11 protein-coding genes and 2 pseudogenes are annotated in these 13,912 nt (G+C 67.0%); 11 read left to right on the top strand and 2 right to left on the bottom strand.

Annotated elements, in window-relative coordinates:
• Positions 1-13: 13 nt before the first annotated feature.
• From H9L16_RS15380 to H9L16_RS15405, 7 genes and pseudogenes are all read left to right on the top strand, one after another.
• Positions 14-901, top strand: a complete 888-nt coding sequence (locus H9L16_RS15380; protein ID WP_187552509.1) for an ATP-binding protein — start codon at positions 14-16, stop codon at positions 899-901.
• On the top strand, positions 879-2,828 hold the full coding sequence (locus H9L16_RS15385; RefSeq protein ID WP_187552510.1) for a glycosyltransferase family 2 protein: 1,950 nt from the start codon (positions 879-881) through the stop codon (positions 2,826-2,828). The genes H9L16_RS15380 and H9L16_RS15385 overlap by 23 nt, the downstream gene beginning before the upstream one ends.
• 522 nt (positions 2,829-3,350) lie before the next feature.
• Complete coding sequence (locus H9L16_RS15390) at positions 3,351-3,602, top strand: helix-turn-helix domain-containing protein (protein ID WP_187552511.1); 252 nt, start codon at positions 3,351-3,353, stop codon at positions 3,600-3,602.
• Between the two features lie 152 nt (positions 3,603-3,754).
• Positions 3,755-4,725 (top strand): annotated as a pseudogene (locus H9L16_RS16295) (SulP family inorganic anion transporter); the annotation flags it as partial.
• A 156-nt stretch (positions 4,726-4,881) separates the two neighbouring features.
• A complete protein-coding gene (locus H9L16_RS16300) occupies positions 4,882-5,295 on the top strand; it encodes an STAS domain-containing protein (protein WP_233449432.1) in 414 nt (137 codons plus the stop codon).
• 4 nt (positions 5,296-5,299) lie between these two features.
• A complete protein-coding gene (thiD, locus tag H9L16_RS15400; protein WP_187552512.1) occupies positions 5,300-6,106 on the top strand; it encodes a bifunctional hydroxymethylpyrimidine kinase/phosphomethylpyrimidine kinase in 807 nt (268 codons plus the stop codon).
• On the top strand, positions 6,106-6,933 hold the full coding sequence (locus H9L16_RS15405; protein ID WP_229796484.1) for an alpha/beta hydrolase family protein: 828 nt from the start codon (positions 6,106-6,108) through the stop codon (positions 6,931-6,933). The genes thiD and H9L16_RS15405 overlap by 1 nt, the downstream gene beginning before the upstream one ends.
• A gap of 4 nt (positions 6,934-6,937) precedes the next feature.
• Here the strand turns inward: H9L16_RS15405 and fabB are convergent, their stop codons facing one another.
• Positions 6,938-8,146, bottom strand: a complete 1,209-nt coding sequence (gene fabB / locus H9L16_RS15410) for a beta-ketoacyl-ACP synthase I (protein WP_187554230.1) — start codon at positions 8,144-8,146, stop codon at positions 6,938-6,940.
• An 8-nt stretch (positions 8,147-8,154) separates the two neighbouring features.
• Positions 8,155-8,669, bottom strand: a pseudogene (gene fabA / locus H9L16_RS15415) (3-hydroxyacyl-[acyl-carrier-protein] dehydratase FabA).
• Between the two features lie 181 nt (positions 8,670-8,850).
• On the opposite strand from fabA, the gene zwf reads away from it, so the two are divergent.
• From zwf to glk, 4 genes are read left to right on the top strand one after another with little or no spacing between them, the layout of a single operon-like run.
• On the top strand, positions 8,851-10,320 hold the full coding sequence (gene zwf, locus H9L16_RS15420; RefSeq protein ID WP_187552513.1) for a glucose-6-phosphate dehydrogenase: 1,470 nt from the start codon (positions 8,851-8,853) through the stop codon (positions 10,318-10,320).
• Positions 10,321-10,324: 4 nt separating this feature from the next.
• Positions 10,325-11,023 (top strand): 6-phosphogluconolactonase, encoded by a 699-nt coding sequence (gene pgl, locus H9L16_RS15425; protein ID WP_187552514.1) that lies wholly within the window; start codon positions 10,325-10,327, stop codon positions 11,021-11,023.
• A gap of 3 nt (positions 11,024-11,026) precedes the next feature.
• Positions 11,027-12,880, top strand: a complete 1,854-nt coding sequence (gene edd / locus H9L16_RS15430; protein ID WP_187552515.1) for a phosphogluconate dehydratase — start codon at positions 11,027-11,029, stop codon at positions 12,878-12,880.
• Complete coding sequence (gene glk / locus H9L16_RS15435; RefSeq protein ID WP_187552516.1) at positions 12,877-13,911, top strand: glucokinase; 1,035 nt, start codon at positions 12,877-12,879, stop codon at positions 13,909-13,911. Before edd ends, glk begins: the two co-directional genes overlap by 4 nt.
• Position 13,912 lies beyond the last annotated feature (1 nt).

Genomic DNA, 13,912 nt, shown 5'->3' on the forward strand with positions numbered 1-13,912 from the left:
ACTCGAGATGGCAATGTATCTTGCTGGTCTGCAATTCAGGCATCACCCGGGCGCGACCACCCATGCCAATGGACCCACCGTCTCGATCAACCTGCCGCTGGACTGGTGCGGAGACAACGTCGACGACGCGCACGTGGTGCACGTCGTTGCGCGCCTGGGGGATGCGTATCCCGGTTGGCTAGACGGCCTGCCTTCCCTAGACTTCGTGCTGCCCGGGCAGGCATTGGCGCTCGTCGCCACCTACTGGGCACGTGGCCTGCTGAATTCTCGAAGAGGCGTTGTACTCGACGCGGGTGCGACCCGTGCAACGGCAACCGTCCTGCACTTGTGGGTGGGGACTCATGTCCCGAAGCTGTCGGCCAATGCCTTGGCGCTGGGCCTGAACGCCGTGCGGCTGGATGGCATGGATGCCCTCGCCTGCAACAGGCTCGTGGCGCAGGTGGGCACCCTGCTCGACCAGTGCGGCACCTTGCATCCCGACTATATCGCACGCGTGCTGATGATCGGCGCCGCGGACACGGGCATTCCGTTCGCGCCCTCCCCTTTCGGCAACCGCACCTGGCAGTACGGCCTGGGCAGGCGTTCGCGCTGTTTCCTGGAGGCCACCCCGCTGGACGATTCGCTGACCGGCACACGAATCGCGCGCAACAAGCTGCTCACGCACGATTTGCTGCCCCGTCTCGGATTCGCGATGCCTCGCCAAGTCCAGGCGGAAACCGCCGAACAGGCGCTCTCGGCGGCGCAGCAACTCGGTTGGCCGCTCGTGGTGAAGCCCGCCGATCGCGGCAAGGGCAAGGGCGTCGCCGTCGGGATCCGCGACAGCGAGGGGCTGCGCCGCGCCTTCTCGGAAGCGCGCGCTCAGCGCACTGCCGGTGATCGTGCAACAACTGGTGCCAGGTGACGATCATCGCCTGCTCGTGCTGCATGGCCAACTGGTTGCCGCCACGCGACGCAATCCCCCCACGATCGTAGGCGACGGGCGCGCCAGCGTGGCGCAACTCGTTGCCCGCCTGAACGCGAATCGCCTTGCCGATCCGATGACCGCCCGTTATCTGCAGCAGGTGAAACGCGAACTCCTCATCGATCGCTACCTCGCTGCACAAGGACTGGACTGGAACGCCATTCCCACCGTTGACCGGCGCGTCGCGCTGCGCGGCAATGCCAATGTGTCCACTGGCGGCGGAGCAACCGACGTGTTGCAGCAGGTACATCCGCATATCCGCCGCATGGCGGAGGCAATTGCCGCGAACCTCGGGATGGCCTCGATCGGGATCGACTACCTGTGCTCGGACATCTCGCTTTCGCCTGAGGTCGCCGGTGGCGCCATCATCGAGGTCAACACCACACCCGGACTCGATCTCCATCTCGCGGATCATGGCTACAGTGAGGAAGCCTTGGGCGCACTGGTACTCGGGGACGGACTGGGGGCGATCGCGACCGTTGTGGTAGTGGACGACGACGCCTCGTCCCTGCGCGCGTTGGCGACCGCCGACTTCCAGGTACCCGGCCTCGGCATCGTCGGCAACGAGTGGGCCACGCTCGATGGACTGCAACTCACGCTAGCCGAATCCGGCCTGCACGACCGTACTGCGCGCATGCTGGCTCAGCGCAGCTGCAATGCACTGCTGGTTCTGGCCACCGTCGAGTCCATTGCACGCGAGGGGTTTCCCGTGCCTGCCAGCACCTTGACCCTGTGGTGCAGCGAAAACCAAGGGCAGGGAACTCTGCCCGCCTGGGGTGCTGCCCGACGTTGCAGCATGGAATTGCAGGAAGTAGCCGCCCCGAGCGCGGATGCCGGCCTGCAATCCATCGCTCGCGCACTAACCGTCGCACCAATGCTTCCGCGCGCTCCGTCGCTGCGGCGCGACGCCCAACTGCGGACGCTGCGCCGGCACCGGGATACCGGTGGGCCAGCGGTATTCGCGATCATGCGCAACGAATCCTGCCTGCTGCCGCATTTCCTCGACCATTACCGCGCACTGGGCGTGGAGGATTTCCACATCCTCGACGACAACTCCAGCGACGGTACCCGCGAGTTCCTGCTCGAACAACCCGACTGCACTGTCTGGGCCACGCCTGCCGGCTTCAGCGAGATGCTGGCCAACGGCGAGAAATTGCTCCACCACGTACGCAATGCGATCCCCGCCACATTGGGCACCGATCGTTGGGTGGTGGGCGTCGACGCGGATGAATTCCTGCTGTTGCCTTCGCGCTTCGACGGACTGCTGGGCGCCCACGGCCTGCTTGCGCACCTGGACCGTCAGGGCTGGCCGTGCATGCTGGCCGAGATGGTGGAACTCTATCCACGCCGGCTGTGTGACGCTTTCCATGTCCCACTGGACGCCCCGCCGCTGCAGGCCCCGCTCTGGTTCGACCAGGACCCGACCTTCGAACGCCGCGATGATGGGCGACCGAAAAAACGCGCCGCCGGGATTCGCTGGCGCTTGCAGCAAATGCTGCTTGAACGGCATCCAACCCGGCATCGCGCCATATACGAAGGCCAGAATTACGCATTGCCGGCATTGTGGAAGACGCCGCTCGCCAAGACGGGCAATGGCGTGGTTTACCTGAACGCCCACAGCTGTAACCGGACCCCGCCGTCATCAATGCAACTGGCTTTGGCGCACCTGAAATACGGCCCCGATCTCAGGCCTCGCGTGCGCGATTCCCTGGCGACCAAGTCCCACTTCATGGGCAGCATCGAGTACCGCCTGCTGGACGCGGCATTGGAACTGCTCGCCGATGAGGACCTCCTGTGCGAAAAAAGCCGGGTTTACGAGGGAGGAGCCTCGCTGGAACGGGCCGGCATGATGTTCGTGAAAAACTGAATGACGATGCCCAGGACCTGCGCATATTGATCTGGTAATTGCATTCGGAAGCTTGGCGCCACGCATGCCCTGCGCATGCGGCCGCTGCCAGGGGCGAGCATCGTCACCCCGAATATTCGCTAACTCGAAATGCTCACTGACCCTGCCATCGCGAATGCCGACCACGCTGCAGCCGCACTGATGCAGACGCTTGAGCTGACGGTCGAGAACGGCGATGGCCACCGTTGCGACCTGATCACCCGCATTCCCGCGGCCCCGCCCGAACACGGGCTGTGGCTGGCCGGCAGGGGCATGGGCATGCCCACGCGCCATTACCTACCGTTTGCGGGCGCGCCCCGGCCACACGCGGGAGGGCGGTTCCGGCACGAGTGGCGGCGGCGATTCGCGGCTGGCCCACCGCGCCTAGGACAGGTTCTAATCACCCAGCAATATTTGATATCTCAGATATCAATATAGATATTCTGAAGTTGTACAAGCTTGTCTGAAGCTTGATGATCATGCCTTTCCCGACGGAAGCCGCCCATGATCAGTTCGACCCAGATGCGCGCCGCCCGCGCCCTGCTCGGCATCGACCAGAAGCAGCTCGCGGAGATGGCGGGCGTGTCGGTGCCCACCATCCAGCGCATGGAAAGCAGCCACGGCAACGTGCGCGGCGTGGTCGCCACCCTGACCAAGATCATCGACGCACTGGACGCGGCCGGCCTGGAACTCATCGGCAACGAGAACCCTAGCCAGGGACGCGGCCGCGGGGTGCGACTGAAGGAACCGCAGTAATGGCCGCACGCTTGGAAGCGGCCCGGCGCGCGTGGCACGGCATGTTCGAGCCGAAGCTGCTGACGGTGCTGCGCGAAGGCTATGGCCTGCAGACCTTCAAGGCGGACGCGATCGCCGGCCTGACCGTGGCGATCGTCGCGCTGCCGCTGGCGATGGCATTGGCGATCGCCAGCGGCACCACGCCGGAAAGAGGCCTGCACACGGCGATCATCGCCGGCTTCCTGATCTCGGTGTTCGGCGGGTCTCGGGTGCAGATCGGCGGGCCTACCGCCGCCTTCATCCCGGTGGTGTTCGTGGTCATCCAGAAGTTCGGCTACGGCGGCCTGATCCTGTGCACGCTGATGGCCGGGCTGATGCTGATCGGCGCCGGCCTGCTGCGGCTCGGTACGCTGATGAAATACATGCCGCAGCCGGTGATCACCGGCTTTACCGCCGGCATCGCGGTGAGCATCTTCTCCAGCCAGGTCAAGGACGTGCTCGGCCTGCGCATGGACGCGGTGCCCGCCGAGTTCCTTGCGCGCTGGATGGCGTATGGCAAGCACATGGCCACCACCCAACCGGCCGCGGTGGCGCTGACCGTGCTCGGACTGGTGGTGATCGTGGCCCTGCGGCGCTGGAAGCCGAGCTGGCCAGGGTTCCTGATCGCGCTGCTGGCATGCACGCTGGCCAGCATGGCCTTCGCCCTGCCGGCGGAGACCATCGGCACCCGCTTCGGCGAGCTGCCATCCGCCCTGCCCACCTTCGCGATCCCGCACATCCCGTTCGAGCGCACGTTCGAGATGCTGCCCAGCGCGTTCACCATCGCGTTCCTGTCTGGCGTGGAATCGCTGCTGTCCGCGGTCGTTGCCGACGGCATGACCGGCGGGAGGCATCGCTCGAACGGCGAACTGGTGGCACAGGGCATCGCCAATGTCGGATCGGCGCTGTTCGGGGCCTGCCCGCGACCGGCGCCCTCGCGCGCACAGCGACCAATATCCGCGCGGGGGGCCGCAGCCCGGTCGCCGGCATCCTGCATGCCTGCTACCTGCTGCTGTTCATGCTCTTGCTCGCGCCGCTGATGCGCCATGTCCCGCTGGCAGCACTGGCGGCGGTGCTGCTGGTGGTGGCTTGGAACATGAGTGAGCACGAGGCCTTCCGCAACACGCTGTCGGCGCCGAAGGGCGACCGCCTGGTGTTGTTGCTCACGTTCCTGCTGACGGTGTTCATGGACCTCACCATCGCGATCGAGGTCGGCATCGTGGTCGCCGCGTTCGTCTTCATGTTCCGGATGTCCGAGGCGATGGAAGTGAGCTCGGGCGTGGACCAGGCCGGTGATGACGAGCAACGCGCCCGCCTGCCGAAAGGCGTCGAGGTCTACCAGATCAGCGGACCGCTGTTCTTCGGCACGGCGAACCGGCTGGACAACCTGCTGGACCAGTTCCGGGCGCCGCCGAAGGTGTTCATCCTGCGCATGCGCCTGGTCCCTGTCCTGGACGCAAGTGGCGTGCACGCGCTGAAGAAGCTGGCAGACCGCTGCCAGCGCAAGGGCATCGCGCTGGTCATCTCCGGCCTGCAGGAGCAGCCGAATCGCGTGCTTGCGCGGATGCAGACGCATGCCGATCCCGGCCACATGCACCTCGCGCCCGACTTCGAGCACGCCCTGAAGCTGGCGGAGCGCCTCACCCGCCTGCCTGCGCCGGCTCCGGCACAATAGGCGGATGCAGGACAACCGCCCGTACAGCGCGCTGACCATCGCCGGTTCCGATTCCGGTGGTGGCGCCGGCCTCCAGGCCGACCTCAAGACCTTCGCCGCGCATCGCGTGCATGGCCTCACGGCGGTCGCCGCGCTGACCGCGCAGCACACCCGCGGCGTGACCGCCGTGCACGTGCCGGATGTCGGCTTCCTGCGTGCGCAGCTCGACGCGTGTTTCGATGACTTCGATATCGGCGCGGTGAAGATCGGGATGCTCGCCACTGCCGAAGTGATCGGCTGCGTCGCTGACGCGCTGGAAGCTCATCGACCACCGCACGTGGTGCTGGACCCGGTGATGGTCGCCACCAGCGGCGCGAAGTTGCTGGCCGATGACGCGCTGCACGCGCTGCGCAGGCGACTGCTGCCACTGGCCAGCATCGTCACGCCGAATATCCCGGAAGCGGAACTACTGACCGGACAGGCCATCGCGAATGCCGACGACGCGGTCGCCGCCATCGCTGCGCTGCGCGCGATGGGCGCGAGGGCCGTGCTGCTGAAAGGCGGCCATCTCGATGAAGGCGAGACCGTGATCGACCGCTACGACGATGGTGTGGTCGACGCGGAGTTCATCCACGACAGGCTCGCGCTGGAAGGCCACGGCACCGGCTGCACGCTTGCCTCCTCGATCGCCGCCAACCTGTGCCGGGGCATGTCGATGCCTGCTGCGGTGGAAGCTGCCACCGACTACATCGAACGCGCGCTGCGTGGCGGCTACCGGCCGGGTCGCGGCGACGTGGTGGTGCTCGATCACTTCGGCGCGGCGGCGCGCTGATGCAGGCGCTTGAACTGCCGGTGGAGACCGGCGATGGCCATCGTTGCGAATTGATCGCGCGCATCCCCGACGCGCCACGCGGGCGTGTGCTGTGGCTGGCCGGCATGGGCATGCCCGCGCGCCATTACCTGCCGTTCGCGGATGCATTGGCTGCACGCGGGATGGCCGTATTCCTGCACGAATGGCGCGGGATCGGTTCCAGCAACCTGCGCGCCTCGCGGGGGAACGACTGGGGTTATCGCGAATTGCTCGCCGACCTCACCGCCAGCCAGGCGATGGCGGATGCGCATGCGCCCGGCCTCCGTCGCATCGTCGGTGGCCACAGTCTCGGCGGGCAGATGTCGTGCTGCCAGTTGGGCCTGCATCCGGACAGCGCGGATGCGTTGTGGCTGGTCGCCAGCGGTGCGCCGTACTGGCGCGAGTTCGCCGCACCGAAGCGCTGGGGCCTGCTGCCCGCCTATCAGTTCATGCGCTGGCTGGCCGCACGCAATGGCTTCATGCCGGGTCGACGGATCGGCTTTGGCGGCAACGAGGCGCGCAGCGTGATCGCCGATTGGGCACGCATCGCGATCAGTGGCCATTACGCCGCGCCCGGTGTCGATGTGGACCTCGAAGCCGGCATGGCGCGCTTCACCGGCGAGCTGCGCGCGCTGACCTACGATAAAGACTGGCTGGCACCGCCGGTATCGACGGCCTTCCTCACCGGCAAATTGCCGAATGCGAAGCTGACCGCAGGGCATTTCGATGCTGCGGCGGCCGGCACCGTGGCTGACCATTACGCGTGGATCAAGACCCCCGACGCAACGGCCGACTGGCTGCTGCGCTGATCGCTCATATCCGCGCGAACACCACTGCGGCATTGGTGCCGCCGAAGCCGAAGCTGTTCGACATCACCGTGTCCAATTCCGCATCGCGGCTTTCGCGCACGATCGGAAAGCCCTCGCAACGCGGATCGAGCGTCTCGATGTTCGCCGAACCGGCGATGAAGCCGTCGCGCAGCATCAGCAGGCTGTAGATCGCCTCGTGCACGCTGGCCGCGCCCAGGGAATGGCCGGACAGCGCCTTGGTCGACGACAGCGGCGGCACCGCATCGCCGAATACTTCGCGCACCGCGTTCAATTCGGTGATGTCGCCGAGCGGGGTCGAGGTGCCGTGGGTGTTCAGGTAATCGATCGGACGGTCGATGCCTGCCATCGCCATGCGCATGCAACGCACCGCGCCCTCACCGCTCGGCGCGACCATGTCGGCACCGTCGCTGGTCACGCCGTAGCCGATCAGCTCGGCGTGGATATGCGCGCCGCGTGCCTTCGCGTGTTCGTAGTCTTCCAGCACCAGCATGCCGCCGCCGCCGGCGATGACGAAACCGTCGCGGTTGGTGTCGTAGGGACGCGATGCCGTGGCCGGCGTCTCGTTGAAGCTGGTGGACAAGGCACCCATCGCGTCGAACATCACGCTCATGGTCCAGTCCAGGTCTTCGCCGCCACCGGCGAACATGATGTCCTGCGCACCGTGGTGGATCAGGTCGGCGGCCGCGCCGATGCAGTGCGCGGAGGTCGCGCAGGCAGCGGACAGCGAATAGCTGAGACCCTTGATCTTGAACGCAGTGGCGAGGTTGGCCGAGACCGTCGAACACATCGTCCGCGGCACCATGTACGGACCGACCTTGCGCACGCCGCGATCGCGCAGCAAGTCGGCGGTTTCCACCTGCCAGCGACTGGATCCGCCACCGGAACCGGCGATCAGGCCGGTGCGCGGATCGCTGGTTTGCGACTCGTCGAGGCCGGCATCTTTGATCGCGTCGCGCAGCGACACGTAACTGTATGCGGCGGCATCGCTCATGAAACGCTTGAGCTTGCGATCGATCACCGCATCGAGGTCGAGGTCGACGGCACCGCCGACCTGACTGCGCAATCCGTGCTCGGCGTGGTCGGGGAGGAAGCGGATGCCCGGCCGGCTGGCGCGCAGCGCCGACGACACCGTTTCGAGATCATTGCCCAGGCAGGACGCGATGCCCATGCCGGTCACCACCACGCGGCGCATCGTCGTACTCACATGGCCTCCGTCGACTGGAACAGGCCCACGCGCATGTCGCGGGCGGTGTAGATCTCGCGGCCATCCACGTAGGTGCGGCCGTCGGCGACGACCAGGCGCAGGCGCCCGCGCAGCAGGCGGCGGATGTCGATCTCGTAGCTGACCACCTTGGCGTCCGGCAGCACTTGCCCGGTGAACTTGATCTCGCCGGCGCCCAGTGCGCGGCCACGGCCGGTTTCGCCCAGCCACGGCAGGAAGAAGCCGGTGAGTTGCCACATCGCATCCACCCCAGGCAACCGGGCATCACCGGGTCGCCGAGGAAGTGGCAGCCGAAGAACCACAGGTCCGGGTGGATGTCGAGTTCGGCGCGGATGAAGCCCTTGCCGTGCGCGCCGCCGTCATCGCTGATGTGGGTGATGCGATCGAACATGAGCATCGGCGGTGCTGGCAAGCGGGCATTGCCTTCGCCGAACAATTCACCACGGGCGCAAGCCAGCAGTTGCTCACGATCCAACGAGGAAAGACGCGTCATTGCGGGGCCCTGGACGACTAGAGCAACGATTCTAAAGGGCAGCTGCGCGACATACCTATGCGTACTGCCTACATGAATGATCTCCACCCGCCATACCTCGGCGAACGTTGGAAACGAAACCACTGCGACATCCGCGGCGCAGCCGTATTAAGCTTCGGGTTCCCCACGCCGGAACCCATCCGTGACGCATGCCGCGCCCGCTTCGCTACTGACCATCTTCGGCGCCACCGGCGACCTCGCGCGGCGCATGCTGCTGCCCTCGCTGTACAGCCTGCAGGCCGAGCAGCTGTTGCCGGCGAACCTGCGCATCCTGGGTACCGCGCGCAGCGAACTCGACCGCGAAGGCTTCGCCAACCTCGTCTCGGCCAGCATCGCCGACCGCATTGCCGCAGCGGAACGCAACGATGCCGCGCTGCGCGGTTTGCTGGATCGACTCGACTATGCCGCGGCAAGCGTCGACGACGATGCCTCGATGGCCGCGCTGGCGTCGAAGGTGCAAGCGCTGCGCGACGGCGACGTGCTGTATCACATGAGTACCGCGCCGAAATTCTACGGTCCCGCCTGCCAGTCCCTTGCTGCGCACGGTGCTGCCGGTGCCGGCACTCGCGTGATGCTGGAGAAGCCGATCGGCAAGGACCTCGCTTCTGCCATCGCGATAAATGACAGCGTTGCCATGGCCTTCGACGAGGAGCGGATTTACCGCGTCGATCACTACCTGGGCAAGGAAGGCGTGCAGAACCTGATCGCCTTGCGCTTCGGCAATGCATTGTTCGAACCGCTGTGGAATGCGCGGCATATCGAGCAGGTGCAGATCACCGTCGGCGAGACCGTCGGCGTCGAAGGGCGTGGCGATTACTACGACGATTCCGGTGCGCTGCGCGACATGCTGCAGAACCATCTGCTGCAACTGCTGTGCCTGGTGGCGATGGAGCCGCCGGCCAAGTTCGACCCGACCGCGGTGCGCAACGAGAAGATCAAGGTGCTGCGCTCGCTGCGCCCGATCGGTCGCGAACAGGTCGCGCACGAATCGGTCGCCGGGCAGTACACCGCGGGTGCCAGCGACGGCGTCGCGGTCCCCGGCTACGCGGACGAACTGGGTCGCAGCAGCCGCACCGAAACCTTCGTCGCCCTGCGCGCGCACGTGGACAACTGGCGTTGGTCCGGCGTGCCGTTCTACCTGCGCACCGGCAAGCGGCTGCCCTCGCGCAGCACCGAGATCTACATCCAGTTCCGCAAGGTGCCGTATTCGATCTTCGGTGGCCGTACCGCCAGCGACATGCAGCCCAACGGCTTGTTGATTCGCCTGCAGCCGGAAGAGCGCATCGAACTCGACCTGATGGCGAAGACACCGGGGCTCGACCGCAGTGGCCTGCGCTTGTCGCAGGTCGGCCTGGACCTGGACTTCCACGAGGAGTTCGCCAACGCGCGCAAGCGCATCGCCTACGAACGCCTGTACCTGGATGCGATCGAAGGCAACGGCACCCTGTTCGTGCGCCGCGACGAAACCGAAGCCGCGTGGCAATGGGTCGATGCGATCGCCGATGGCTGGCGCGCGGCGGGGATCACGCCAAGGCCGTACCCGGCCGGCACCTGGGGTCCGGGCGCGGCGGTCTCGCTGACCGAACGCCACGGCCACGGCTGGCGGGAATAACGAAATGCCGTGGATCGAACACGACCATGCCGATGTCGCTGCGCTCGTCTCGCACGTGACCGAGGCGTTCGTCGATGCCTGCCGCACCGCCATCCACGCACGCGGGCAGGCCTGGTTGGCGCTCGCGGGCGGACGCACGCCGTTGCCGGTGTACGCGCAACTCGCCGCTGCGAATCTGGGTGGCGTGGTCAGTGCGATCCCCACCGACGAACGCTGCGTGCCGCACGACCACCCGGCCTGCAACCTGCGCGCGCTGCGCGAGGCATTCGCCGCCGATGCCAACATCGTCCCGAATGCACTCACCCGTGAGGATGGCGATGTCGATGCCTCGCTTGCGCAATCGCGCGCATTGCTCGCGGTGAATCCGCAACCGTTCGATGCGGTGCTGCTGGGCATGGGCGCGGATGGCCATTTCGCCTCGCTGTTTCCCGGCGCGGAAAACCTGGCCGAGGGGCTTGCGACGGCATCCGGCATCGACGCCATCGCCACCCTGCCCGACCCGCTGCCGCCGGAAGCGCCGTTCGCGCGGATCAGCCTGACCCTGCCGCGACTGCTGCATGCGCGCGACATCCATCTGGTCGTCACCGGTGCCGACAAGCGCGTGGTGTTGCGACAGGCACAAGCAGATCCCGATTGCGCCTTCCCGGTGACCACGCTGTTGCATGCGCCCGGTCGCCACGTCCACATCCACTGGAGTCCTTGAACGATGCCCCTGCTTCCCGCCATCGAGCGTGTCACCTCGCGCATCGCCGACCGCAGCCGGCGCCTGCGTGGCGACTACCTGGCGCGGATGGACGCGGCGCGCGAGGCCGGCCCGGCGCGGCGCGAACTGTCCTGCGGCAACCTGGCGCATGGCTTCGCCGCATCGGGCGTGGACAAGCCGATGTTGCGCGAAGGTGCCGGCGGCAACATCGGCATCATCACGTCGTACAACGACATGCTCAGCGCGCATCAGCCGATGGAGCACTACCCCACGCTGATCCGCATGGCCGCGCGCAATGCCGGCGGCAGCGCGCAGGTCGCGGGCGGCGTGCCGGCGATGTGCGACGGCGTCACCCAGGGCCGCACCGGCATGGAGCTGTCGCTGTTCTCGCGCGACGCCATCGCCATGGCCACCGCAATCTCGCTGTCGCACGACATGTTCGATGCGGTGCTGTGCCTGGGCGTGTGCGACAAGATCGTGCCCGGCCTGCTGATCGGCGCGTTGAGCTACGGGCATTTGCCGGTCATCTTCATCCCTGCCGGACCGATGCCGTCCGGAATCCCCAACAAGCAGAAGGCCGAGGTTCGCCAGCGTTACGCATTGGGCCAGGCAAGTCGTGACGAGTTGCTCGAAGCCGAAGCGGCGTCGTATCACTCGCCCGGCACCTGCACGTTCTACGGCACCGCCAATTCCAACCAGATGCTGATGGAAGTGATGGGCCTGCACATGCCGGGCAGCGCCTTCGTCCCGCCGAACACGCCGCTGCGCGATGCGCTGACCGTGGCCGCCACGGAACAGTCGCTGCGCATCACCGCGCTCGGCAACGATTACCGACCGCTGGCGCGCACCATCGACGAGAAAGCCATCGTCAACGCAATGGTCGGGTTGGCCGCCACCGGCGGCTCCACCAATCACGCGCTGCATCTCGTCGCGATGGCGCGCGCGGCCGGCGTGCTGATCGACTGGACCGATCTCGACGAACTCTCGCAGGCCACGCCGCTGCTGGCGCGCGTGTATCCGAACGGATCCGCCGACGTGAATCATTTCGAGGCCGCCGGCGGCCTGGGCCTGGTGATCAACGAGCTGCTGGATGCCGGCCTGCTGCATGGCGATGTCGCCTGCGTGCACGGCGGCGACTTGCGCCAGCAGGCGATGCAACCGTGGCTCGACGACCTGACCTTGCGTTGGCGCAACGCGCCGGCCACGTCGTTGGACGACAACGTGGTGCGTGGCGTGGCCGCGCCGTTCGACAGCGAAGGCGGCCTGCGCTGCCTGCAGGGCAACCTCGGCCGCGCGGTGGTCAAGATTTCCGCGGTCGCCCCCGAATTGCGCCGCATCGAAGCACCGGCACGCATCTTCGAATCGCAGGACGCATTACTGGCCGCGTTCAAGGCCGGACAACTCGACAAGCGCGATGGCTTCGCGGGGGATTTCGTCGCAGTCGTGCGCGGCCAGGGCCCGCGCGCGAACGGCATGCCCGAATTGCACAAGCTCACCCCGACGCTGGCCGCCTTGCAGGATCGCGGCCAACGCGTCGCCCTGCTCACCGACGGCCGCATGTCCGGTGCGTCGGGCAAGGTGCTGGCGGCGATCCACGTCACTCCGGAAGCCGCCGATGCCGGCCCGCTGTCGAAACTGCGCGAGGGCGACATCGTCCGCATCGATGGCGACGCCGGCACGATGGAAGCATTGGTCGATGCCGACACCTGGGCCGCACGCGAGGCCGTGCGCCCTGCACTGGCCGACAACCACATCGGCCATGGCCGCGAGTTGTTCGCGATGATGCGCAAGCAGGTCGGCTCCGCCGAACAGGGCGCATGCGCGCTGTTCCTCGACGAGGACGAGGGCAGGCCATGAGCGAAAACTCGCTCGCGCTGGTCGGTCACATCGGTGGTACCAATGCGCGATTCGCGCTGACCGACCTGTCGTCGCCGACCATCGAATTGCTGGAATCGAAGTCGCTGCCGAATGCGGACTTCGCAAGCATGCAGCACGCGATCGAGCACTACCTGTCCGGCGTCAGCGCCAGGCCGGCGCGGGCCGCGCTGGCGGTCGCCTGCCCGGTCGGCAGCGACGAGATCCGTCTGACCAATCGCGCCTGGTCGTTCAGCCGCAGCGAATTGCAGCGCACGCTGGGGCTCGACGAATTGCGCATGCTCAACGACTTCGGGGCGGTCGCTTGGGCGATCCCGGCGCTGCAGCCGGAACACCTGGTGACCCTGCATGGCCCTTCGGCAGGCTCATCAGGGCAGGCTCCATCGCCGCTGCGCGGCCCGATCAGCGTGCTCGGCCCGGGCACTGGCCTGGGCGTTGCCCTGATCGTCGGCTCGCACGAGCACGGCTGGCATGCGGTCGAAACCGAAGGCGGCCATGTCGGGTTCTCGCCGGTCGGCGACGAGGAACGCGCGATCTCCGCCTGGCTCACCGCACAGCACGGCCGCACCTCGACCGAACGCCTGCTGTGCGGCAAGGGATTGTCCGAAATCGATGTGGTCCTGCGCGGTGCCAGCGCGGTGCTGCCGGGACCGTCGCTGCTTCCGGGTGAAACATCACTGCTCAAGCCGGCACTGCGCGAACCTGCGGAGATCGTCGCCGCCGCGCTGGAAGGACATGATCAGGCCGCGCGGCGCACACTCGCACGGTTCTGCTCGGTGTTGGGCAGCGTGGCCGGCGACTGCGCGCTCATCCACGGTGCGCGCACGGTGGTGATCGCCGGCGGCATCATCCCGCGCTTCATCCCGTTCCTGCGCGCCAGCGCGTTCCGCGAGCGTTTCCTGGCCAAGGGCCGCATGGCCGCGCTGCTGGAATCGGTGCCGATCCACGTCATCACCCATCCCCATCCCGGCCTGCTCGGTGCCGCCACCGCACTGCGCGCCAAGGAGTTCTGAG

The organism is Thermomonas carbonis (assembly GCF_014396975.1).
Classification (GTDB): Bacteria; Pseudomonadota; Gammaproteobacteria; order Xanthomonadales; family Xanthomonadaceae; genus Thermomonas; species Thermomonas carbonis.